The 23,305-nt window shown below is 44.4% G+C and carries 22 protein-coding genes; 18 read left to right on the forward strand and 4 right to left on the reverse strand.

The window, feature by feature from the left end:
• Positions 1-172: 172 nt before the first annotated feature.
• Entirely contained in the window at positions 173-748 is a 576-nt protein-coding gene (locus DET59_RS20600; RefSeq protein WP_113971475.1) for a transcription repressor NadR, read from the reverse strand.
• Between the two features lie 15 nt (positions 749-763).
• Positions 764-1,906 (reverse strand): IscS subfamily cysteine desulfurase, encoded by a 1,143-nt coding sequence (locus tag DET59_RS20605; protein WP_113971476.1) that lies wholly within the window; start codon positions 1,904-1,906, stop codon positions 764-766.
• A 120-nt stretch (positions 1,907-2,026) separates the two neighbouring features.
• Here DET59_RS20605 and nadB point away from each other — a divergent pair, with 120 nt between their 5' ends.
• From nadB to yajC, 13 genes are all read left to right on the forward strand, one after another.
• Positions 2,027-3,616 (forward strand): L-aspartate oxidase, encoded by a 1,590-nt coding sequence (gene nadB / locus DET59_RS20610; protein WP_113971477.1) that lies wholly within the window; start codon positions 2,027-2,029, stop codon positions 3,614-3,616.
• A complete protein-coding gene (gene nadC, locus DET59_RS20615; RefSeq protein ID WP_113971478.1) occupies positions 3,585-4,430 on the forward strand; it encodes a carboxylating nicotinate-nucleotide diphosphorylase in 846 nt (281 codons plus the stop codon). Before nadB ends, nadC begins: the two co-directional genes overlap by 32 nt.
• A 2-nt stretch (positions 4,431-4,432) precedes the next feature.
• Positions 4,433-5,539, forward strand: a complete 1,107-nt coding sequence (nadA, locus tag DET59_RS20620) for a quinolinate synthase NadA (protein ID WP_113971479.1) — start codon at positions 4,433-4,435, stop codon at positions 5,537-5,539.
• Positions 5,540-5,698: 159 nt separating this feature from the next.
• On the forward strand, positions 5,699-7,255 hold the full coding sequence (safA, locus tag DET59_RS20625) for a SafA/ExsA family spore coat assembly protein (RefSeq protein WP_258549757.1): 1,557 nt from the start codon (positions 5,699-5,701) through the stop codon (positions 7,253-7,255).
• A 1-nt stretch (position 7,256) separates the two neighbouring features.
• Positions 7,257-8,231, forward strand: a complete 975-nt coding sequence (locus DET59_RS20630) for a phosphotransferase (protein WP_181778263.1) — start codon at positions 7,257-7,259, stop codon at positions 8,229-8,231.
• A gap of 103 nt (positions 8,232-8,334) precedes the next feature.
• Positions 8,335-9,072, forward strand: coding sequence for a YhcN/YlaJ family sporulation lipoprotein (locus DET59_RS20635; protein WP_113971494.1), 738 nt, complete (start codon positions 8,335-8,337; stop codon positions 9,070-9,072).
• 196 nt (positions 9,073-9,268) lie between these two features.
• Positions 9,269-9,808, forward strand: a complete 540-nt coding sequence (locus DET59_RS20640; protein ID WP_113971482.1) for an intercompartmental signaling factor BofC — start codon at positions 9,269-9,271, stop codon at positions 9,806-9,808.
• A gap of 881 nt (positions 9,809-10,689) precedes the next feature.
• Positions 10,690-11,301, forward strand: coding sequence for a Holliday junction branch migration protein RuvA (gene ruvA, locus DET59_RS20645; RefSeq protein WP_113971483.1), 612 nt, complete (start codon positions 10,690-10,692; stop codon positions 11,299-11,301).
• 28 nt (positions 11,302-11,329) lie between these two features.
• Positions 11,330-12,331 (forward strand): Holliday junction branch migration DNA helicase RuvB, encoded by a 1,002-nt coding sequence (gene ruvB, locus DET59_RS20650; RefSeq protein WP_113971484.1) that lies wholly within the window; start codon positions 11,330-11,332, stop codon positions 12,329-12,331.
• Complete coding sequence (locus DET59_RS20655) at positions 12,328-12,534, forward strand: DUF2905 domain-containing protein (protein ID WP_113971485.1); 207 nt, start codon at positions 12,328-12,330, stop codon at positions 12,532-12,534. The genes ruvB and DET59_RS20655 overlap by 4 nt, the downstream gene beginning before the upstream one ends.
• A 39-nt stretch (positions 12,535-12,573) precedes the next feature.
• Complete coding sequence (gene queA, locus DET59_RS20660) at positions 12,574-13,599, forward strand: tRNA preQ1(34) S-adenosylmethionine ribosyltransferase-isomerase QueA (RefSeq protein ID WP_113971486.1); 1,026 nt, start codon at positions 12,574-12,576, stop codon at positions 13,597-13,599.
• Between the two features lie 31 nt (positions 13,600-13,630).
• Entirely contained in the window at positions 13,631-14,797 is a 1,167-nt protein-coding gene (gene tgt / locus DET59_RS20665; protein WP_181778265.1) for a tRNA guanosine(34) transglycosylase Tgt, read from the forward strand.
• A 40-nt stretch (positions 14,798-14,837) separates the two neighbouring features.
• The gene (yajC, locus tag DET59_RS20670) at positions 14,838-15,110 is read left to right on the forward strand and encodes a preprotein translocase subunit YajC (RefSeq protein ID WP_113971488.1); all 273 of its coding nucleotides are present in this window, start codon (positions 14,838-14,840) and stop codon (positions 15,108-15,110) included.
• A gap of 68 nt (positions 15,111-15,178) precedes the next feature.
• On the opposite strand, the gene DET59_RS20675 is transcribed toward yajC, so the two are convergent.
• Positions 15,179-15,550, reverse strand: coding sequence for a TIGR04086 family membrane protein (locus DET59_RS20675; protein WP_044339680.1), 372 nt, complete (start codon positions 15,548-15,550; stop codon positions 15,179-15,181).
• A gap of 162 nt (positions 15,551-15,712) precedes the next feature.
• Here DET59_RS20675 and DET59_RS20680 point away from each other — a divergent pair, with 162 nt between their 5' ends.
• Positions 15,713-17,008: an ArsB/NhaD family transporter gene (locus DET59_RS20680; RefSeq protein ID WP_113971489.1), complete on the forward strand. Its 1,296-nt coding sequence runs from the start codon at positions 15,713-15,715 to the stop codon at positions 17,006-17,008.
• A 68-nt stretch (positions 17,009-17,076) separates the two neighbouring features.
• A complete protein-coding gene (locus DET59_RS20685; protein ID WP_258549758.1) occupies positions 17,077-17,727 on the forward strand; it encodes a DUF421 domain-containing protein in 651 nt (216 codons plus the stop codon).
• Between the two features lie 65 nt (positions 17,728-17,792).
• Here DET59_RS20685 and spoVB read toward each other — a convergent pair whose 3' ends face one another.
• Positions 17,793-19,343 carry a stage V sporulation protein B gene (gene spoVB / locus DET59_RS20690; RefSeq protein ID WP_113971490.1) on the reverse strand — a complete coding sequence of 517 codons (1,551 nt, stop codon included), beginning with the start codon at positions 19,341-19,343 and terminating at the stop codon, positions 17,793-17,795.
• A gap of 125 nt (positions 19,344-19,468) precedes the next feature.
• Between spoVB and DET59_RS20695 the strand changes: the two genes are divergently transcribed.
• The 3 genes from DET59_RS20695 (at position 19,469) to DET59_RS20705 (ending at position 23,216) form a co-directional block, all read left to right on the forward strand.
• Positions 19,469-19,789, forward strand: a complete 321-nt coding sequence (locus DET59_RS20695) for a post-transcriptional regulator (protein WP_113971491.1) — start codon at positions 19,469-19,471, stop codon at positions 19,787-19,789.
• A gap of 129 nt (positions 19,790-19,918) precedes the next feature.
• Positions 19,919-22,183 (forward strand): protein translocase subunit SecDF, encoded by a 2,265-nt coding sequence (secDF, locus tag DET59_RS20700; RefSeq protein WP_113971492.1) that lies wholly within the window; start codon positions 19,919-19,921, stop codon positions 22,181-22,183.
• Positions 22,184-22,328: 145 nt separating this feature from the next.
• The gene (locus DET59_RS20705; RefSeq protein ID WP_258549759.1) at positions 22,329-23,216 is read left to right on the forward strand and encodes a cation diffusion facilitator family transporter; all 888 of its coding nucleotides are present in this window, start codon (positions 22,329-22,331) and stop codon (positions 23,214-23,216) included.
• Positions 23,217-23,305 lie beyond the last annotated feature (89 nt).

A 23,305-nucleotide genomic window follows, 5' to 3' on the forward strand; every position in this document is an offset into this window, starting at 1 on the left:
TCCTGCGGAAGTACGGGCGTGCCGAGACCCCGTTCGGCTAAGCTGAGGAGGCTCGGCCGAACGCTAGCTGCAAGCGGAGCAGTTCCCCTCACCATTCAGCATAAACCTGGTTGACAGAGCCCTGTCAGACTCTCTGTTAGAAAACAACAATCTTTGCGAAAAGAGCCTTTTATTAAGACTGAATTAAAAACCCTGCTTCCTGAAGGGCATTTTCTGCTTTTTTCAGTGTTTCTTCATTTGGAGCCATTAGCGTATGTAAATGAACTCCGTCTGTTAGTTCCGATAGAAAGGAAGCTCCTGTATCCTGAATTTTGTTCATGAATTGTTCTACCTCTTTACGGTTTGAAACCATGATCGAAGCGGTCAGATCTCCGTAAACGCCGTGTTCGATCTTCACATCTTTAACCGTTACGCCGTGATCGACAAGTAAGAATAGTTCTTCTTCTGATCGTTCAGGCGTGTGCTGACAGGCAACCGTGCGTTCAATCAGCGTTTCCTGATTGGAAGCTGGCATGTACAGATAGCCTTGACTGGTTGCAATGATGGGTTCTCCTTTTGCTTTCAGCAATGTGATGTCACTTACGATGACTTGACGACTGACATTGGTCTGTTTAGCGAGATCTCCACCTGTTACAGGAGCTTGTTTTGTGATTAATTTATCGAGGATCCATTGTCTTCTCTCATCCCCAAGGATCTTTTTTCCTGCCAAAGGTATCTCCTCCGTCCCCCATTTTATATAGGAAATCATACCACAACTCGTTCTTCAAGTTAAGGAAGATACGTGAGCCGCGTGGATTTCAGAAAAAGTTTCTACCAATGCTTCTACATGTTCTTCCCTCGTATCTCTTCCGAATGAAATCCGGATGAATTCTTTTCCGGCTCTTTGCCCGACTCCCATACTGGTCAATGTCTTAGACATATCCTGTGATCCTGCCGCGCACGCACTGCCTGTGGAAATGCCCATACCACGCCTGTTGCATTCGAGCATGAGCCATTGACCCTCCAGGCCGTGAATCCCAAGTCCGACAACATGCGGCAGCTGAGCAGGTGCAGGCCCTTCATAGAGGGTGTAAGTGCCCGACAGTTGTTCTTCTAATCGTGATAAGAAATGTGCTCTCAACCGACTGAAATGCGGTGTTGAAAAGGATTCGTGACACATACCTGCGGCTGTCACGAATCCCGCTATCCCGGGCAGATTCACCGTTCCTCCCCTGAAGCCGTCTTCATGAGTCTGTCCCGGGATCATGGGGGATACGTCCAGGGAAGGATTGATATAAAGAGCGCCGACTCCCTTTGGTCCATAAATTTTATGAGAAGAGAGTGTGAAGCTGTCGACGATGGAAGTGAATTCCGTGAGGTCCATTTTCCCGAAGGATTGAACCATATCGCTGTGCAGTAAAATGTTACGGTTTTTCAATAGATTCTTAATGTCGTGCAGTGGCTGGATCGTACCGATTTCTCCGTTGACGTGTCCGGTGCTGACAAGGGTCGTGTCTTCTGAAATCGATTCTTCTAATTTTTGAAGGTCGATCAATCCTTGAGAGGTGAAAGGGATTTTCGTAACGGTAAAGCCAAATTGCTCAAGAAAAGCCGCTGAGGAATGCAGGGATGAATGTTCTGCACCACCCAGGATGATGTGTTTTCCTTTCTCTTGTCTGCTTAGTGCGATTGTGACAAGGGCTAAATGATTACCTTCTGTCCCACCGGAAGTAAAGTATATTCCTTTAGATGGGACCACAAGCATTCCCGCCAATTTTTCTCTGCATTTAGTCAGTAGAAGCTGGGCTTTTCCGCCAATGTCATGAAGACTGCTCGGATTTCCCCAGAATTCCTCACTGACTGATTGAACCACATGTAAGCTTTCAGGATCTATAGGGGTTGTAGCGGCGTAATCAAAATAGTTCATCATGTAACCTGCCTTTGAAATAGTCTGAATATAAGAGTCTTGTAAAAAACTCTTGTCATTAGTTTAAATATGTGTAAATATATGTGTCAAGACACCTGTAAATAATCAGGAGGATTTTTGATGAAAAAAACCGATATTATCATCGTAGGAAGTGGCATTGCCGCCTTGCAATTGGCACGTCAGCTTCAACATCATTTTTATGTGAGGATTATCACAAAGGATAAAATCAATAGTGGTAACTCTTACCTCGCTCAAGGCGGAATTGCGGCACCTTTAGGACTGAAGGATTCTGTAAATGCTCATTTTAAAGATACATTGGAAGCAGGACGCTATCACCAGGATGAAGACGGTGTGAATCAACTCATAACAGATGGAAAGAAAATCGTACAATCACTGGTGGATGAAGGAGCACCCTTCGATCGAAAAGAGGATGGAAGTCTTTCTCTGGGGATGGAGGGGGCACATAGTGCACACCGCATCCTGCATAGTGGTGGAGATCAAACAGGGAAATATTTAGTGAAGTATTTATTGAAATCCCTTTCAAAGAAAAAGGTCGAATTCATTAAAGGGGAAATGGTTTACGAACTTGTAAAAGATGACAAGGGCCATTGCTGTGGGGTGAAAACGAAGGATAAGAGTGATTCAATCCGCTATTACTATGCTGCCCATGTCGTTCTCGCCACAGGAGGAATCGGCGGGTTATATTCCTCTACATCCAATCATCCAGCTGTGACGGGAGATGGAATGGCGCTTGCCTTTCTTGCAGGGGCAAAGCTGTCAGATATGGAATTTATTCAGTTTCATCCGACCCTCCTTTGGCAGGACGGGAAAACATGCGGTCTTATCTCAGAGGCCGTAAGAGGGGAAGGCGCCCTTCTGTTAAATGATAAGGGGGAAAGGATCATGGAGGGAGTCGATCCCCAACTTGAACTTGCCCCCCGGCATATTGTCGCTGAACGTATTTATAAGGAGCGGCAAATGGGAAGGAACGTGTATCTGGATATAAGTAGAATAGAAGATTTCCAGGCGAAATTCCCTTCCATCTCCGCTCTTTGCTTGAAACATAACATTTCCATCGAGGACGGGATGATCCCTGTTTCCCCGGGATGTCACTTTATGATGGGAGGGGTCGTAACCGATCATGCGGGGAGAACGAATATCCCCGGGTTATATGCCATCGGGGAAGTTGCCTGCACCGGCATTCACGGGGCCAATCGACTGGCAAGCAACTCATTATTAGAAGGATTGGTATACGGTGACCGCCTGGGCAAATTTCTTATTCAGAAGGGAGTCAGCCGCTCACCTCAATTCCACTCTACATCCGACCAGATCAAAGAGGGGCAGTCCCTTAATATCCCCTTTCAATCTGCTGATATAAAAGAAGGCATGATGAATCGTGTCGGGATCATTCGGGAGGAAGATGGGCTCCTCGCTCATTTGAATTGGTTAAAGGCACAGCCACTGACATTCCATGAGCTTCTTGATTTTAATTCACGTGAAGAAATTCACATGTATTTCATGTGGATCGTAAGCCTGCTCGTGACCGAGTCCGCTTTATTACGGAAGGAAAGCAGGGGAGGTCATATTCGATCAGACTTCCCTCATGAAGATCATGATCAATGGTTTAAACGGAAAATGGTTTTACAAAACAATGATGGTAGATTGAGGGTGGAATATCATGAACAAAATGAAACTAAAATCTATGCTTGAAGAGTTTTACCGTGAAGATCTGGGTGATGGAGATCTCTCTTCTGAAATCCTGTTTTCTCAAGACGAAGAAGGAGCTTTTTCATTCCTGATGAAAGAGAACGGAATATTCTGTGGGAAAGATGTGATCGAGGTTGGGTTCGGGCTCTTCCATCCATCGATCCAAGCAAGTGTGTTCATTGAAGATGGAGAAAGGGTCGAAACGGGACAATTGATTGCTGAAATCAGAGGTCCTATGAGGGATCTTCTCCAGGCTGAACGAGTTGTCCTTAATTTGATTCAGCGCATGAGCGGCATTGCCACCGAAACCCATCGAGCCGTACAGCAGGTGAAAGGCAGTGGAGTTCGATTATGTGATACACGGAAAACAACCCCCGGATTACGGATGCTTGAGAAGTATGCTGTCAGGACCGGAGGAGGATTCAATCACAGAAATGGCCTTTATGATGCCGTCATGCTGAAAGATAATCACATTTCATTTGCGGGATCGATTACAAATGCTGTGAAAACGGTAAAAAGTCACATTGGTCATATGGTGAAGGTGGAAGTGGAAATCGAAACAAGGGAGCAATTAGTGGAAGCGATCGAAAGCGGAGCAGATGTCATTATGTTCGATAACTGTAGTCCAGAGGCGATCCGGGAGTGGATCTCCCTTGTTCCCTCTCATATCGTGACGGAAGCATCGGGTGGGATCACGAGGGAAAGTCTCAGTGCTTATGCAGAAACAGGGATTCATTATATCTCCCTCGGGTACTTGACACATTCGGTGAAATCACTTGATATCAGCGCAAGAGTAAGAATAGCGAAAGGGGTATGAATATGGGGTTGCTGGATGAATTAACAAAAGAAACGGGTGTTTTGCCTGAATCGATTACAAACCTCACAACGGAAGAAATGGAAAACAGAGTGAGGGAAATTAAGTTCCAATTAGGAAAGAAGCTCTTTATTCCAGGGCATCATTATCAAAAAGATGAAGTGATCCAATTTGCTGATGCCGTCGGGGATTCTCTTCAACTTGCCCAAATATCCGCTCAAAATAAAGAAGCGGAATACATTGTGTTTTGCGGTGTCCATTTTATGGCCGAAACGGCAGATATTCTAACGGATGAAAATCAAGTTGTCATCCTACCCGACATGAGGGCGGGGTGTTCCATGGCAGATATGGCAGATATTTATCAGACGGAAAAGGCATGGATCAACCTGACGGAGCAATTCGGTGATACAATCATTCCCCTCACATATGTCAATTCCACCGCAGCAATCAAAAGCTTTGTTGGAAAGAATGGAGGAGCTACGGTTACGTCATCGAATGCACATAAAATGGTCAAATGGGCATTAGGGCAGAAGGAACGGATTCTCTTCTTGCCTGATCAACACTTAGGACGTAACACCGCGGCTGATCTTGGTGTTGCTTTAAGTGAAATGGCTGTCTGGGATCCGATTAGAAACGAGCTGGTCCATGAAGGAGACCTTGATGGTGTGAAAGTGATCCTATGGAAGGGCCACTGTTCCGTACATGAAAATTTCACAGAGAAGAATATTGAGGAAATCCGGAAGAATCACCCTGACATGAAGATCATCGTTCATCCTGAATGTCGCCGTGAAGTGGTGGAAAAATCAGATTATAATGGAAGCACGAAATATATTATAGAAACGATCGGCCAGTCGGCTCCAGGATCTTCCTGGGCGATTGGAACAGAAATGAATCTCGTGAAACGATTGATCAATCAACATCCCGATAAGACAATTGTTTCCCTGAATCCATATATGTGTCCCTGTTTAACGATGAATCGCATCGATTTACCCCATTTAGTATGGTCCTTGGAAAAGATTATGGAGGAAAAGCCAGAAAATATCATTAAAGTGGATGAAGATACTTCAAGAAATTCGATTTTCGCTTTAGAACGCATGTTAGCCCGTGCTTAATGAAGCTGAATAATAATAACGGCCAAGCCGAAATATACCTTCCCATCGCCTGGGACGGTATATTTTTTTTGAATCACTCATAAGTTTTTATGTAGATGATTAGCAATTTGCCTATCTTTTCATAGGATATATAGACTTATGCCTGAGGAGGGAAAAAGAGTGAAAATCCATATTGTTCAAAAAGGGGATACTCTATGGAAGATCGCCAAGAAGTATGGCGTGAATTTCGAAGAGTTAAAACAGATGAATGCCCAGCTATCAAACCCTGACATGATCATGCCTGGCATGAAAATTAAAGTGCCGACTACAGGCGGATCCGTAAAGAAAGAGACACAGATCAAATACGGTTCCAAGGAAATGCCAAAGAAGGAGATGCCTAAAGCAGAGCATCCGTTCAAAGAGCAAAAGCCTATGGCCATGCCAGTCGAAGAGCCAAAGAAAGAAAAGCCGAAAGAAGTACAAAAGCCATTTGCACCTAAAATGCCTCAACCAGTAGTGCCGGAAATTGATATTAACAACTACTACATGATGAATATGGCGAATATGCAAATGCAACAACCAATGCAGCAACCAAAGCAGCAAGCAAAGCCAAAACCAAAACCTCAAACGCCGCCTAAACCTACTAATGTACTTCCAAAAGCAAAAGAACAGCCAAAGCCAAAACCGAAACAAGAAGCCGTTCAAGGTATTCAAGAAGAAGAAAGCTTACAAATGCCATCTCAACCACAAGGAGGGAACACCCAGCCTATGTTTAACCCAAATAATTGCGTACCCGTATCACCGGTAATGCCAGGATCAGGTTTCTGTCCACCACATGGATGGGGAATGCAGCCAGGAGGATATGGAATGCCGATGGGTCAAGGAATGCCAATGGGACCTGGAAGCGGGGTTCAGGGTGCTTCCATGATGCCTGGAATGCAGCAGATGCCAATGATGCCGCAAATGCATGAAGAAGAGTCTTCATCTGTCATGCCATACATGCCGCATGGTCAAATGCCGATGCAAATGCCAATGCAGCAGCCGATGCAAATGCCAATGCAACAACCAATGGGTCAGCCGTCCGGAGTAATGGGTGTGTCAGATGAAAATGGCTATCCATCCGTTCAAATGCCACAACAGGTATCACCGGCCATGATGTATCCTCAGAACTGCTATCCAGTCTCTCCTGTCATGCCGGGACCGGGATTCCAGGGTGGAATGCCAGGCGGTTATCCAATGGGGCCAGGAGGTCAAGTTCAGGGAGCAATGTCAGAAGAGTCTCCTTCTTCGATGTATGGACAACAAATGCCGATGGGCCAGCCCTCAGGAGTGATGGGAGCCCAAATGGGTGGTCAGATGCCGATGGGCCAGCCGTCCGGAGTGATGGGAGCCCAAATGGGTGGTCAGATGCCAATGGGTCAGCCGTCCGGAGTAATGGGAGCAAGCGACCAAGGTGATTGCGGATGCGGTGGACCTCAAGGATATGGGCAGATGATGCATCATCCAATGATGCAACAGCAGATGCAACAACAAATGCCTCAAGGAATGCAGCAACAACCATACGGCTTCGGACCGGGAATGATGGGGCAGGGAATGCCTGGCCAAGGAATGCCTGGTCAAGGAATGCCGATGGGACCCCAAGGTCAGGGGATGGGCATGCCGATGGGACCTCAAGGAATGTTTGGTCCAAGAGCATTTTCCATGCCGAACTTCAATGACGATGACTTTGAGGGCTAACATGCATGTACGAGGGGACGATTATTCACATCGTCTCCTTTCTTATTTACAATCTAAGTTAAACGATCCCGGAGCCTCCCTTAAAATGTTAAAAGAAGGAAAATGGAAGCTCAAAAGCAATGGAAGAAAGTGGTTTGTGAAACGATTTCCAAATCAACTGAGATTCTTACATCAGGAACGGCTGATTTCAACGTTGTTAAGGGAAAAGTTTTATCACGTTCTGCCGTTTCATCCTATTCATGAGCGGGAGATATTATTATTTGAAGGTTCTCCCATCGGTATTACCACGTGGTTAGAAACGTCCCGGGCCATCCGTTATGATGAACCTGAAGATCGGGAAGATGCCTTAAAGGTCCTGAAAAGATTTCATTCAGTATCGAAAAAGATCAACCATTCATGGACAACTGAAATTCCACGGTACAAATGGCTGAAAAAATGGAAAAAAAGAATGATGCAGTTTCAATATAATCTTCCCTATTTGCAAGCCTTCATTCAACCTTATTATTTGTATACGTATTTAGAATGGGGAAAGTGGGCACTGAAAGAATTAAAATCAATCGACATCGCTGAGTATGGAAAATGCATTACACATGGAGATGTAGCGCATCATAACTTCTTAAGAGGAAAGAACGGGTTGGTGTATATGATTGACTTTGATTTAATGTCACTTTCTACAGAGTTAACCGATGACCTGCAGTTTTGCAACAGGATTCTGCCTTATTTAAATTGGTCTCTAAGTGATGTCAAACGCCTGACACCATTCAAATCATACGAGGATGAGCTCATCTTTTATCTTGGTTTAATGTATCCATCGGATGTATTTCGGGAGTGGAATCGATTCATCCGTGAAGATCAATCGTATAAGCAGCGTGTGTGGGGTTACTTGATCAATTTAACCCTTCATCAATTTTCGCAGCGAATGCAATTCAATCAAGAGCTTCATGGAGAAGTGAAAAGGATCAATACCCAATTGTAGGGGATGTCTCCAAACTTTGACCCGAATGAAAGGTGAGCCCCTTTCACAACCTAATGGTGAGCAGAAAATATGCTCAAAGTTTGGGTTGAAGGAGGAATCACCATTGAATAAACGATTATTCATGGTACCATTAACAGCCGTCATGACATTGGGCCTTGCTGCATGTAATAGTGGAGAAGAAGAAGCCCAAGATCGCTATACAGACTCCTATGAACCCCTCGGCTTCTATTCAAACGAAGGCCACGGAGGAGATAAGGGAGATGAGAGGGACGGACCTCTAACGGAAATGTATGATCACTCTGTCGGGAAAGAAGGGCAGGACATCCGACATAAGAAACGAGATTACCTTCAAGTGAAGGATGAAAATGGAAATCCTCAAAACCCTTCAAGACCACTCGCTGACTATGACGAGAATTTCATGGCCCAAGACGGCCGTGCGAGCCATGGTGATGCGAATTATCACGGTCATCTTGATGACAATACGCGAAATGCGAAGAGATCTTATTATACAGCTTATGAAGGTGACCTCGCTGAGAAAATTGGCGATGTCACAGGAAAAGTTGAAAATGTAAGTGACGTTCGTGCGGTAGCTTATGGTTCTGATGTCCTGATTGCTGTAGAGCTTGATGACCATAGCAAGATAGAAGAAACGAAAACCAGAGTGAAAAAAGCCGTACAGCCATATCTTCATGGAAGAACCGTTTCGGTCGTGACCGATGAAGGGACATTCAGTCGGGTCAGAAACATTGACAACGATTTACGTGACGGCGGCCCAAGAGAAGGAATTAACTTTGATATGCACGATATGTTTAAGTCAGTAAAGCACCGTATCAATGAATAAGCAGGGTGAGACTACTTAAAGAGTTCAATCTCTTTGGTAGTCTTTTTTTTGTTCTACAACGTTCACCTTTTTGAGTGGGGATCACTCCTTGAGGTCCGTCCCTCTGAAATAATTCACATCAGACTGGATATTCTTAGCATGGTTTGGCAAGACTAGTGGATAGAGCGTTACATAATTTAAGTTCGAGGTGATCACGATGACGATTAAGGTTCGAATCGTGTTTATGGTGATGTTGTTAATAGGTGCTTTTTACTTCACATTCTTTTATACAGAAGAGAAGCAGGCTGCTGATGGAGGCGGGCTGAATGAAACACCGGCAGAGGTTGCGTCCGCCCATACAATCACGGTGATACTGGAAAGAGTATATCTGGATGGTGAGGTCAGTGAGGAAATCGTCCAGGAAACGATTTGGAGCATGGAAGACTTCTGGGCTGCTTATGAGGATTGGCAGCTGATGGATATGACGGAAGAACAGGTCGTGTTTCAAAAACGGGTGGATGATATATCCCCTCTCCTAAAGACCAATGGATATTTCGGTATATCCGATAATGGTGTTCTATCCATTTTCAATGGAAAACCGGGACAGGCAGAGATTATTCAATCCTTCTTCCAGATTGATGTAGAGAAGCTTGAAAGTAAACGGCATGATGATTTAGTCAAGGGCATCCCCATTAAGTCGAAGCAGGAATATGAAGAGGTACTCGAACAATTTAAAGCGTACTCCGTCCCTAAATAAGAGTGAAAAACCAGTGAGGATACCACTGGTTTTTTTAGCGTTGAATTCTCCTCTCCCCAAGCTTTTCACGATTTGATAAAATTAGAACAAGTGTTTCTTTTTTGTCTCTCTTTCCCATCACTTCAAATAGTGATATGATACAATAGGTTTTATATGACTTATGAACATGAAATGAAAGACTTTAGATAAGGCTCTATTCGTAAAGTTTGTGGCTATTGTAGAGGAGAAAGTAATAGTTGATTTCCGCTCCAGGATGCTCGCTTTCCGCGGGGCTGGCGGTGAGCCTCCTCGGCTGCGCCTGTGGGGTCTCACCTGTCCAGCTCCAGCGGCTAGCCCCTCGAGGTCATAAGCTAAATGGACCAAGAAGGCAAAGAACGCCTTCCCGGCCCATTCATCTTATGCTTGTCGGGGCTGAGCAAGCCGCTTCCGCTTTTCGGACTGTCCAGCTATTCCCGCAGGAGTCGAGCATCCTTCCGCTCCAATCAACTTTCTAAGCATGTATCCTTAATGGAAATCAATAATAACAAGAATTTTAGCAAACAATCTCATTTAAGATAAGTATAGATTGATTTACCTTTTAAGAAAGAAGATTTTTTTCGTTATATTGTTTTCTTGCACACCTTGAAGCTCTGTCATGAAAATACTGTTTAAGATGGTGAGGGGAACTGCGCAGACTCCTGCGGAAGTACGGACGTGCCGAGACCCCGTTCGGCTAAGCTGAGGAGGCTCGGCCGAACGCTAGCTGCAAGCGGAGCAGTTCCTCTCACCATCCAGCATAAACCTGGTTGACAGAGCCCTGGCAGATTCTATGCTAGAAAACAACAATCTTTGCTAAAAGAGTCTTTGATAAATAGTGATAGTGGGAACAAGGAGAGAATGTAATGTATGAATATATAAAAGGGACAGTGACTCAAGTGGGTCCCGAGTATGTAGTGGTGGAGAATAACGGGATCGGGTATCAGTTGTATACGGCGAATCCGTTTGTTTATTCTAAATATCAAAATCAAGAGATTCAGATTTTTACATATCAGCATGTGCGTGAAGACCTTATTGCCCTTTATGGCTTTCTGGCAATGGAAGAAAAATTGTTATTTATGAAACTATTAAACGTTTCAGGAATTGGTCCCAAAGGAGCTTTAGCGATTTTGGCCTCGGGTGCCCCCCAGCAGGTAATCACCGCCATTGAAGAAGAGAATGAGAGTTTCCTGACGAAGTTTCCCGGTGTGGGTAAGAAGACAGCACGTCAGATGATCCTGGACTTAAAAGGGAAGCTTCAGGATGTTGTGCCTGATTATTTTCCAAGTTTATTCTCGGATCCAGAGGAGGCAGAAGTGTCCTCAGGGAAGGATGAGGCATTTGATGAAGCGATTCTTGCTCTTAAAGCCCTGGGCTATTCTGAACGTGAAATCAAGAAAATCACTCCTAAGTTAAAAGGAGAAGGGCATACATCAGACGAAATCATCAGGAAAGCTCTTCAGCTCCTATTGAAATAAGTGGATTCCATGAAGGGAGGAAGTCTGGATGGAAGAAAGAATCGTATCAGGCGAATCAGAGTTAAATGAAGATTCCTTTGAATATTCCTTGCGTCCTCAGACAATAAAACAATATATTGGGCAAGATAAAGTAAAGCATAATCTGGAGGTTTTCATTGAAGCGGCAAAGATGCGTCAGGAAACCCTGGATCATGTTCTTCTTTACGGCCCACCAGGATTGGGGAAAACAACCCTCGCTGCTGTCATTGCAAATGAAATGGGCGTAAACATGCGCACCACATCCGGCCCTGCTATTGAGAGACCGGGAGATTTAGCTGCCGTCCTGACGGCACTGGAGCCCGGTGATGTGTTGTTCATCGATGAAATCCATCGTTTGCCACGGGCGATCGAAGAGGTCCTTTATCCGGCAATGGAAGACTTTTGTCTGGACATTGTCATAGGGAACGGTCCGAGTGCCCGGTCCGTTCGTTTAGACCTTCCGCCTTTCACACTCGTGGGAGCGACGACCCGCGCCGGTGCATTATCAGCCCCTCTCCGTGACCGATTTGGAGTTTTATGCCGTTTGGAATATTATAATGAGGAACAGTTGAATGAAATTGTTCAGCGGACAGCCGCGATCTTACATACAAAGATCGAAGCGACTGCATCTGAAGAATTGGCCAAGAGGTCAAGGGGGACCCCACGTATCGCCAACCGGTTACTCCGAAGGGTGAGGGATTTTGCTCAGGTGAAGGGCAATGGGGAAATTACGACCAACCTTTCAAGGGAAGCCCTCGAGCTTCTTCAAGTTGACAAACTGGGCCTTGATCATATCGACCATAAACTTCTTAAGGGCATCATCGAGCGTTTTAGAGGCGGGCCGGTAGGACTTGATACAATCGCCGCGAGTATCGGGGAAGAGTCCCACACGATTGAAGATGTATACGAGCCGTACCTCTTGCAAATCGGATTTATTCAACGGACTCCAAGAGGGAGGATCGTCACTCATCTTGTGTATGAACATTTCCAGTTGGAGGTGCCAGACAATTGACGGGATTGCCTAAGCTACTAATGATTATAGGTGGAATCATTCTAATTATCGGATTCCTGATGCAATTTATCAAAATAGGTAAGCTTCCTGGAGACATTATGATTAAAAAAGAAAATACAACATTTTATTTTCCACTTATGACTTCTATTCTGTTAAGTGTTATACTTTCCGTTGTCTTTTATTTAATTGGGCGATTTAAATAGGAATCATGGGTGAGATTTAAATAAGCTAGGTGACAAATTGTGAAAGTAGAAGATTTTGATTTTCATTTACCGGAAGAACTGATTGCCCAGACTCCTCTGGAGAATCGTTCCGAGAGTAAACTGATGATGTTGGATAAAAAGGATGGATCCATGGATCATCTCCATTTTAAAAATATCGTGGATTACCTTCACGAAGGGGATTGCCTCGTTTTAAATGACACAAGAGTACTACCGGCACGTCTTTTTGGACAAAAAGAAGATACGGGTGCCAATATTGAAGTGCTTCTTTTGAAACAAGAGGATGGAGACCAGTGGGAGACGCTTGTAAAGCCTGCGAAACGAATTCGCGTAGGTACGGAGATCGTCTTTGGAGACGGAAAGTTAAAAGCAACCTGTGTGGGTTTAAAAGAGCATGGGGGAAGAATTCTTGAATTCCATTACGAAGGGATCTTCTACGAGGTTCTTGATGAACTGGGAGAAATGCCCCTGCCTCCATATATTCGCGAGCGGTTGGAAGAACAGGACCGCTACCAAACCGTATTTGCAAGGGAAAGAGGATCAGCGGCAGCTCCGACGGCCGGTCTCCACTTTACGGAAGAACTGCTGGAAGAACTGAAAGCAAAGGGTGTACATATTGCGTTTATTACCCTTCATGTGGGGCTGGGTACGTTCAGACCGGTTTCCGTCGATACGATCGAGGAACATGATATGCATGCTGAGTTCTATCAGGTATCTGAAGGAACTGCCCGTCTTTTGAACGATGTGAAAGCAAAGGGAGGCCGTATCGTAACAGTCGGAACAACGTCGACACGAACCCTCGAAACCATTGCTTCAAAACACGGAACCTTTGTAGAAGAAAATGGCTGGACCAATATTTTCATTTATCCCGGATATGAGTTTAAAGGAATCGATGGATTGATTACCAATTTCCATCTTCCGAAATCAACCCTGATCATGCTCGTCAGTGCCTTTGCGGGACAGGAAAACGTGATGCATGCCTATGAAACGGCCGTAAAAGAACAATACCGCTTCTTCAGCTTTGGAGATGCGATGTTTATTAAGTAATACGCTGATTGAACAAACTATTTACCCCTTTATGGAAAGTGGAAGGAGAATTCGCACGTTGACTGCAATTAGATATGAATTAATCAAAACATGTAAACAAACGGGAGCGAGACTGGGGCGTGTCCATACACCACACGGTTCATTCGAAACGCCTGCCTTCATGCCCGTAGGAACCATGGCCACAGTAAAGACCATGTCTCCAGAGGACTTAAAATCAATGGATTCCGGCATCATCTTAAGTAATACCTATCATCTATGGTTACGACCTGGACATGAAATCATAAGAGAAGCGGGCGGCCTTCATAAATTTATGAACTGGGACCGTGCCATCCTTACCGATTCAGGCGGCTTCCAGGTGTTCAGTTTGAGTAAGCTTCGCCAGATCGAAGAAGAAGGAGTCCATTTCCGTCATCATCTGAACGGAGACAAACTCTTCCTCAGTCCGGAGAAAGCGATGGAGATTCAGAACGCATTGGGCTCGGATATCATGATGGCTTTCGATGAATGTCCACCGTATCCTGCTGAATATGAATATATGAAGAGTTCTGTAGAGCGTACATCCCGCTGGGCAGAACGCTGTCTGGAAGCTCACGAGCGACCGCAGGATCAAGGGCTATTCGGGATCGTCCAAGGCGGGGAGTACGAAGAGCTTCGTAAGCAAAGTGCCCGTGACCTTGTATCCATGGATTTCCCCGGCTATGCTGTGGGAGGCCTTTCTGTCGGGGAGCCGAAGGACGTTATGAACCGGGTACTGGATTTCACGACGCCTCACCTGCCATCTGATAAACCTCGTTACCTGATGGGGGTTGGATCTCCGGATTCACTGATCGATGGTTCGATGCGCGGAATTGACATGTTCGATTGTGTCCTTCCAACCCGTATCGCCCGTAACGGGACCCTGATGACAAGTGAAGGCCGCCTGGTTGTGAAAAACGCTAAATTCGCAAGGGATTTCAGACCGATCGATGAGAATTGCGATTGCTATACATGTAAAAATTATAGCCGTGCGTATATCCGTCATTTAATTAAATGTGACGAAACGTTCGGAATTCGCCTTACGACTTATCATAACCTTCATTTTCTGTTAAAATTAATGGAGCAAGTCAGACAAGCGATTCGTGAAGATCGTCTGGGAGACTTTAGAGAAGAATTTTTCGAGCAATACGGATTCAACCGGCCTGATGCGAAAAACTTCTAAAGCTAAATCATAAATAGATAGTTGAAAGGAGGGGAAAAGAATGGGAGGAAGTTTAGGAACAATTTTACCTTTAGTATTAATGTTCGTTCTGTTTTACTTTTTACTGATCCGTCCTCAGCAGAAGCGTCAAAAAGCCATTTCAAAAATGCAAAATGAGCTTGCCAAGGGTGATAGAATCATCACGATCGGTGGATTGCACGGTGCCATCGATGCGATCGAAGAAGGAAAAATAGTCATTCTGTGTGGTGACGGCAGTCGTCTTACATATGATCGTAATGCGATCAGAGAAGTAGTGAGAGCAGATCAAGTATAATAAAAAAGGGTTCCTCATCATTGTGCCTGGGCACTTTGGGAGGGACCCTTTTTCATTTGGTGTGGGAACTAATTGTCCCTTTTTCCACCACTCATATTTACCCCGAGGATTCCCCCCATCATCGCTGTGAGGATGTAGCAGCCGTGATAGATAAGCTGCTCCATTGAAAACAGACTATCATAGCCGAGGTATTGAAATAAGAAGATGACCAGGGTGTAAATGAGCCCGGTTGATCCTCCGAGAACCCACCCTTTTGTCTTTCCTTTTCCCCCGGACATAAATCCGCCAACAAATAAAGACAGAAACGATATGATGGTGACAAATAATGTGATGGAGCTTTCAGTCAGTTCCGTAAACCGAAGCAGCAAAGAGAATAATAAGCTTGCGACAATCGCTATGACAAATATGGTTGTTGTCCCGTATAGAACGGCACCTCCCATTTTTTTCGCCTCGATGATGGTCCTCTCCCTTCTAACTCATTAAATTTTATTCATGTGATAGTACAAGCATATTCATCCATCCCTTGAAAAAGACTAGAAATTTTTTATGGTCAAGCCACATAGACTAGTATGAAACTTCCTGGAGAAGGAGGGGCAGTGACCATGTCTCCGATGATCGTATTGATTGTGTTTGTTTCTGTATACATCCTGCTGATAACCGAGAAATGGAACCGGGTACTCGCTGCCATGGCAGGCGGTGTTGCCATGCTTTTAATTGGGGCTTTTCCCATTGAGAAGGCGTTGTTTACGTATATAGATTGGAAAACGATCACCCTGCTGTTTTCCATGATGTTAATTGTGACGTTGACGAGTAAAACGGGGTTCTTCGAGTATATTGCCATCCGGTTTGCACAATGGGTGAATGGAAATGGACTGGCTCTTCTTACCCTATTTTCCTTATTGGCGGCGATTGGCTCTGCCTTTTTGGCTAACGTGACGATTGCCATGTTATTAGTACCGATCCTTTTTAAACTGACGAAGCTGCTTGAACTTCCTCCCATCCCTTTTCTCATCATGACGATCCTCGCTTGTAATATTGGTGGAACGGCGACTTTAATTGGCGACCCGCCTAATATGATGATCGGTCAGGCGGTTAAACACTTTACGTTCAATGCATTTATTGAGAATTTATTACCCGTCGTTTTGATGGTTTATATTGTTACCTTACTCATCATGTGTGTCCTGTACAAAGAAGTCCTCCATGTTAAGGAAGACAGAAAGTTACTCCTCAAAGGAATTAAGGCAGAGGAGTATTTAAAGAAAGACAGGGGGCTCCTTCAGTCCCTGGTTGTGCTTGGATTAGTGCTGGCCGGCTTTTCGTTATATCCGATGTTTCATCTCGATATAACGACCGTCTCCCTTGCCGGGGCTGTTCTGTTAATGCTGCTCCTCGAAAAAATTTATCCTCCGGAAACGATATTAAAAGAGGTGGAGTGGGGGACTCTGTTTTTCTTTATGGGCTTATTCCTTCTTGTGGGAGGGATCGAAGAAGCGGGCTTCATAGATGAAATCGCCCGTGAAATTTTGCGGCTGACGGATGGAGATATGAAGAAAACGGCATTCGTCATTTTGTGGGGGACCGGTATATTGTCTGCCATTGTAGATAACATTCCATTTGTAGCCGCGATGATTCCGGTCATCCAGGAATTTGGTGAATTCGGTATGGTCAATATGGATCCGTTATGGTGGTCGTTGGCTCTGGGTGCCTGTTTAGGCGGGAACGGTACATTGCTTGGTTCTTCATCAAATCTTGTGATTGCTGGACTGGCATCAAAAGAGAATGTACATATCAAGTTTTATCAATATTTACTTATTGGTGTACCCGTGACGTTGATATCCCTTGCTGTTTCAACGATTTATGTGTATTTCAAATATATTCAGCCATTTTTAGGTGGATAAATATTCCTCCCATTAAATTTCTCTATCTGTCGATACTACAAAGGACGAATGTATGAGGGGGAAAAGCAGTGGAGGAATATTTCCTGATCATTATACGCACTCTTTTTCTTTACTTTTTGATCATCTTTATTTTTCGAATCATGGGAAAAAGAGAGATCGGCGAACTAAGCATACTCGACTTAGTGGTCTTTATCATGATTGCCGAGATGGCTGTCATGGCCATTGAACAACCTAAGGACCCCATCATCCACACATTGCTTCCAATGGGGGTCATTGTGACGATACAAATCGTATTTGCATGGATTTCCCTAAGGTCCAAACCGTTTCGTGAACTGTTGGATGGTACACCATCCGTTATCATCCATAAAGGGAAAATCGATGATAAGGTGATGAAAAAGCAGAGGTATAACTATGATGATTTACTTCTGCAATTAAGAGAAAAAGATATCTTCAATCTGGCAGATGTGGAATTTGCCATCCTGGAACCTTCAGGAAAATTATCTGTATTAAAGAAAGATGATGAAGAGGAAGCGTCTCAGTCCCTGACTTTGCCGTTGATATTGGATGGAGAGGTCCAAACCACTCATCTGGACATGATCGGGAAAACGGCTTTCTGGTTACGAAAGGAATTGCGGGATAGAGGCTTTAAGAATATACAGGAGATTTCATTCTGCAGCTTTCAGAATGGGCAATTCTATGTTGATGAAAAAAATCATTAGTCTACTGGTTAACGTTCACACTAAAACACCTCCACAACATGTGAAGGTGTTTTTATGTGTGATGATTATATGGTGATAAATCGACGGATGAATGGAATGCGTGCAAGGTCGTGTTTCACGATAAGCCTAAGGCCGATGGAGAGGAGAAGGTAGACAATCGTTGAAGACATGACTCCAAATAATAAGCGGAATACGAGGCCTTCATTGCTAAATAAGTATAGATACGAATAATGGGCCCATAATCCTGTCGCAATCAGGACGAAGCCGGTCTTTAAGTAATCCCTTAAGTAAATCGTCATCGGGATATATTTAAGGATGGTCATGAAATGAAGCAAGGTGACGAGCATGAATCCCGTTACAATCCCGAGAGCGGCCCCGTTGATCCCGAAAGCGGGCTGAGAGGCAAGAATGAAGATGACCCCGGTCTTCACCACGGCACCGATCAAGCTGTTGATCATGGCAGCCCTCGCCAGGTTCAGAGCCTGGAGAACAGCTTGCAGGGGCCCTTGATAGTAATAAAATATAAAGAAAGGGGCCATAATCATTAAGAAACCTGCCCCACTTTCGCTTCCGTACATCACCTGCATGAGAGGCTTGGCATAGACGTAAAGGATGACGACGGATATGCCTCCTGTTATCAAGCAGAATCTCAGTGCCTGTTGAAGCCTGTGCTCAATTAATGTGAAGTTCTTTTGAGAATTGGCTTCGCTTATGGCTGGTACTAGAGATTGAGATAATGAGAGTGTAATGAATGACGGAAGGAACAAGAGAGGCAGGGCATACCCAGTAAGGGATCCATACTGCTTCGTTGCCATTCCCGCCGCTACTCCGGCAAGGGCTAAGCTATTGACAACGACGATCGGTTCGAAAAACCAGGCAATCGAGCCAATCATTCTACTCCCGGTTGTAGGCAGGGCCACACTCATCAATTCATTAAACGTCTCCCGCCCATTTCGGATCGAGGTGAAGAAATTTCGTCTGATTTTGAACTTTTTCTTGATTTTAAAGCTGGCAAACAGGTAGAGAAGAGAAGCGAGTTCTCCCAATACAGACGCCACCATGGCAGCGGCGGCTGCATATTCAATCCCATACGGAAGGAAGGTTTTCGTTAATACGGCAATCAACGTAATCCGGACGACTTGCTCAATGACCTGGGAATAAGCAGAAGGCTTCATGTTCTGTCTTCCCTGGAAATAGCCTCTGATGACAGAGGAAATCGCTACAATCGGAATGATCGGAGCGATGGCAACCAAAGGATAATAGATTCGATCATCAGTAAATAATGCTTCGGTCAAGTACGGAGCAAGCAGAATGAGAGCCGGGGTGAAAATGATGGAAAGTCCGAGTGTGATCGATAAGGAAACCACCAATATTTTTTTGACCTTCCGGATATCCCCCCTGGATTCAGCTTCAGCCACATTTTTTGAGATGGCTACAGGAAGGCCCAGTTGAGTGATGGTGATGACAAGGATCAGGGTCGGAAATGCCATCATAAAAAGACCGACGCCTTCTTCACCGATGAATCTTGCGACGACGATCCGATTTACAAACCCTAATATTCTAGTAATAAAGGCTGCCATCATTAAGATCATCGTGCCCTTAAGAAATTTTGACATAAAATTCCCTGCCTTCTCAAAATTGGTATTATCGTATACAATGATGTATATGCACAAGGGTGGACAAAGCATGACAAGTAGTGAACAATTCCGGCTATATTTAGCCCAGATGGGGTGAACGGGGAATGAAGAATAATCAGCATCCTTATGAACGTTTCTATGAATCGTTAGAACCGGCACTGATAAGCAAAGTAGAAGAATTTGAAATTCTAGGCTACGGAAAAGCAGAGGTTAGCCGACTTTGGTCCTATTTAACGAAGAAGAAATGGAAGAAACCCGAAACGGATGTGAAATTCTTTCAGTTAGTGAGTGATGTGTTAACGGTTAAACCCGGAGAGTATATGAGCTTTGAAACGATTGAAGCATTCAGGTCTCCCAATTGGTTCGCAGATGTGAATGAAGATGAGTTGAACGAACTTCTTCGTCCCAATAAGCACGGAAAATAGCCCGAAAAGAAATTGACACCTTTTTCTTTCTCATAGATAATGAGAATATTGAAGATTTCAGGAATTATATTACTTTTTGAAGCACATAGTTCGTATGGTTTTTAAAACGGCAAGGAGGATCTATACATAATGGTAAAGCGTGGCCGAATAATTGCCTTCTTTATACTTGTGGTATTACTTGCAGGTACTATGGGAGGAACAACGAAGAATATTGTCGATAACATTAAATTAGGTTTGGACCTGCAGGGTGGGTTTGAGGTTCTTTACGAAGTTCAACCGATTAAAAAGGGTCAGGAAATTACGAAAGAAACGGTTGCCAATACAGCCGATGCGTTGGACAAGCGTATTAACGTATTAGGTGTCAGTGAGCCTAATATTCAAATTGAAGATGGAAACCGGATCCGTGTTCAATTAGCTGGAGTGGAAGATCAAAACGAAGCAAGAGAAATCTTGTCCACTCAAGCCAACCTGTCGTTCCGCGACGTAAATGATAAAGTCCGGTTGGATGGTTCCGATCTTGCATCCGGGTCTGCGAAGCAAACCTTTGATGACAAGAACAATCCAATCGTTTCCTTGAAATTAAAAGATCGTGAAAAATTCTATGAATTGACAAAAGAAATATCTGCAATGGCTCCTCAAAATCAGCTGGTGATCTGGCTGGATTTCGAGGAAGGAAAAGATTCTTATCAAGCTGAAGTAGGGAAAGAAGATCCGAAATTCCTGTCGGATCCCGCTGTAAGACAGCCGATCAACTCTGATGAAGTCATCATTGAAGGGAATTTCACCGTTGAGCGTGCTCAGAATCTTGCTTCCTTATTGAATGCAGGAGCGCTCCCTGTAAAGCTGGATGAAAAATATTCAACTTCTGTCGGGGCAAAGTTCGGTCAACAGGCTCTTGATAAGACAGTGACTGCCGGTATCATCGGGATTGCGATCATCTTCTTATTCATGATTGCGTATTACCGTTTCCCTGGCCTGATTGCTACGATTACACTTTCAGTTTATATTTACTTGATTCTATTGATTTTCGATTTAATGAATGGGGTCCTGACACTCCCTGGAATTGCAGCCCTAATCCTTGGGGTCGGTATGGCCGTCGATGCCAATATCATCACCTATGAACGGATCAAAGAAGAAATGCGCGTTGGAAAGCCGATTCGTTCAGCCTTCCAAGCGGGTAATAAATCTTCGTTCTTGACGATATTGGATGCTAACGTCACAACGATCCTTGCAGCAACGGTGCTATTCATATATGGAACAAGCTCTGTAAAAGGATTTGCAACGATGCTGATTGTCAGTATCCTGACAAGCTTCGTTACAGCTGTATGGGGTTCACGTTTATTACTTGGACTGTGGGTGAACAGCCGTTTCTTTAATAAAAAACCAGGCTGGTTCGGCGTGAACAAAAACGAAATCAAAGACCTGGCGGAAAATTACGATACGCTGGATCTGCCAACTCGTTTCGATCGCTTTGATTTTGCTGCCCAGCGCAAAAAATTCTTCGGGTTATCAGCAATTCTGATTACGGCGGGAATCATCATCCTGGCTATATTCAGATTGAATCTGGGGATCGACTTCGTGAGTGGTTCACGTATGGAAATCCTTGCCGATCAAAGCTTAAAGACAGAAGAAATTCAAGAGGAATTAAAAGAGCTTGACTTGCCTTCTGAAGATGTAGTGATCTCAGGGGACGATGGGAATATTGCCGTTGTTCGCTATACGGAAGATTTAAACAAAGATGAGATCGCCGCATTAAAGGACCGATTTAACGAACTGTACGGAGCTGAACCAAGCATCAGCACCGTTTCACCTGTTATCGGGAAAGAGCTTGCAAAAAATGCGATGATCGCTATTGCAATCGCATCGATCGGGATTGTCATCTATGTGACATTCCGCTTTGAATGGAGAATGGCAGCCGGTGCGATTCTTGCACTCCTGCATGATGCATTCTTTATCATTGCCTTCTTCAGTTTAACAAGACTCGAGGTAGATCTTACATTTATCGCAGCCGTCTTAACCATTGTCGGTTACTCGATAAATGATACGATCGTTACCTTTGACCGTCTGAGGGAAAACCTTCATAAGAAGCGTCGACTGAAAACGGATAAAGATATTGAAGATGTCGTGAACCAAAGTATCAGACAAACGATGGGGCGTTCGGTGAATACCGTATTAACGGTGGTGTTTACGGTTCTGGCTCTTATGATCTTTGGTAGTGAGTCGATTCGTAACTTCTCCATTGCCTTATTGGTCGGGTTGATTTCAGGTACGTATTCTTCCGTATTCATTGCCTCTCAAGTATGGCTGGTGTTGAAGAAGAAAGAACTGAAGAAAAATGGTACGATCAAAACCGTAAAAGAAAAGAAGGCGTGGTCAGACGAACCACAAGTATAAGAGTATGAATGGGTCCGGGGAGAGTTTCTCCCCGGGCCTGTCTTTTTTTGTTTTTTTACGGTATTGGGTTACAATACTAATAGTTGAAAGGAGGCGGAACCTCTTGAATCATGAAGACCGTTTTAGAAAAGCTGAAATAGCTGCAATGATTGGGGTTGTAGGGAATATTGTACTGGCGGTCATTAAGTGGGGGGCCGGTACATTGGGAAATAGTAGAGCGCTGATTGCAGATGCCGTTCACTCCGCCTCGGATGTTGCAGGGTCTCTCGCCGTCTTTATCGGATTACGTGCAGCGAAGCAGCCTCCTGATCAGGATCATCCCTATGGGCATGGGAAGGCAGAATCCATAGCAGCAATCATTGTGGCCGTCTTATTGTTTTTAGTAGGGATTGAGATTGGAAAATCGTCCATAGAATCTTTCTTTCATCCTTTAACACCTCCAACAGCGATTGCCATCTATGCCGTCATCTTTTCCATTATTGTGAAGGAAGCAATGTTTCAATATAAATATCGATTGGGTAAAAGAATAAAGAGTGATGCTTTGATCGTCAATGCATACGAGCATCGTTCAGACGTCTTTTCATCCATTGCCGCACTCGTCGGGATTTCCGCATCCATCCTTGGAGGGAAATTCGATATTGATTTTCTTGTATATGCAGATCCGGTAGCCGGTATCTTTGTTTCACTACTTGTCCTCAGGATGGCCTGGCACTTGGGAGCTGAATCCATACATAATACGCTGGATCACGTCATGCACGAGGAGGATATCGTACCCTTTCGTAAAATGGTGGACTCTGTACCTGAAGTGAAGGAAATCAATGAACTCCATGCCAGGGAACATGGGCATTACGTTATCATTGATTTGAAAATCAGCGTAGATCCGCATATGACAGTCGAGGATGGTCATCGCGTCGGGAAGCAGGTCAAGAAGAAACTTCTCGAAGAATCCAATGTGAATGATGTGTTCATTCATATTAATCCGTACAATCCGGATTCTGAAGAAAGGGATGAACAAATAGACTTATCATGGTAGTGTCAAAAAACTTATGAAAAGTTGTAAAGGGCACTATCTTTAACCCCAAAGTAAGGTTCTTGGTCGCCGCAATCGCTCTTGACAAACAC

The organism is Rossellomorea aquimaris, assembly GCF_003315075.1.
In the GTDB taxonomy this organism is placed as follows: domain Bacteria; phylum Bacillota; class Bacilli; order Bacillales; family Bacillaceae_B; genus Rossellomorea; species Rossellomorea aquimaris_C.

Excerpts from the sequence above, each read along its gene's own strand:
- nadB (WP_113971477.1), top strand. The coding sequence starts at position 2,027 with ATGAAAAAAACCGATATTATCATCGTAGGAAGTGGCATTGCCGCCTTG.
- yajC (WP_113971488.1), top strand. The coding sequence starts at position 14,838 with ATGGGAGGAAGTTTAGGAACAATTTTACCTTTAGTATTAATGTTCGTT.
- nadA (WP_113971479.1), top strand. The coding sequence starts at position 4,433 with ATGGGGTTGCTGGATGAATTAACAAAAGAAACGGGTGTTTTGCCTGAA.
- secDF (WP_113971492.1), top strand. The coding sequence starts at position 19,919 with ATGGTAAAGCGTGGCCGAATAATTGCCTTCTTTATACTTGTGGTATTA.
- DET59_RS20630 (WP_181778263.1), top strand. The coding sequence starts at position 7,257 with ATGCATGTACGAGGGGACGATTATTCACATCGTCTCCTTTCTTATTTA.
- tgt (WP_181778265.1), top strand. The coding sequence starts at position 13,631 with ATGGAAAGTGGAAGGAGAATTCGCACGTTGACTGCAATTAGATATGAA.
- DET59_RS20605 (WP_113971476.1), bottom strand. The coding sequence starts at position 1,906 with ATGAACTATTTTGATTACGCCGCTACAACCCCTATAGATCCTGAAAGC.
- DET59_RS20705 (WP_258549759.1), top strand. The coding sequence starts at position 22,329 with ATGATTGGGGTTGTAGGGAATATTGTACTGGCGGTCATTAAGTGGGGG.
- nadC (WP_113971478.1), top strand. The coding sequence starts at position 3,585 with ATGAACAAAATGAAACTAAAATCTATGCTTGAAGAGTTTTACCGTGAA.
- DET59_RS20695 (WP_113971491.1), top strand. The coding sequence starts at position 19,469 with ATGAAGAATAATCAGCATCCTTATGAACGTTTCTATGAATCGTTAGAA.
- DET59_RS20675 (WP_044339680.1), bottom strand. The coding sequence starts at position 15,550 with ATGGGAGGTGCCGTTCTATACGGGACAACAACCATATTTGTCATAGCG.
- DET59_RS20600 (WP_113971475.1), bottom strand. The coding sequence starts at position 748 with ATGATTTCCTATATAAAATGGGGGACGGAGGAGATACCTTTGGCAGGA.
- ruvB (WP_113971484.1), top strand. The coding sequence starts at position 11,330 with ATGGAAGAAAGAATCGTATCAGGCGAATCAGAGTTAAATGAAGATTCC.
- DET59_RS20640 (WP_113971482.1), top strand. The coding sequence starts at position 9,269 with ATGACGATTAAGGTTCGAATCGTGTTTATGGTGATGTTGTTAATAGGT.
- spoVB (WP_113971490.1), bottom strand. The coding sequence starts at position 19,343 with ATGTCAAAATTTCTTAAGGGCACGATGATCTTAATGATGGCAGCCTTT.
- DET59_RS20680 (WP_113971489.1), top strand. The coding sequence starts at position 15,713 with ATGTCTCCGATGATCGTATTGATTGTGTTTGTTTCTGTATACATCCTG.
- ruvA (WP_113971483.1), top strand. The coding sequence starts at position 10,690 with ATGTATGAATATATAAAAGGGACAGTGACTCAAGTGGGTCCCGAGTAT.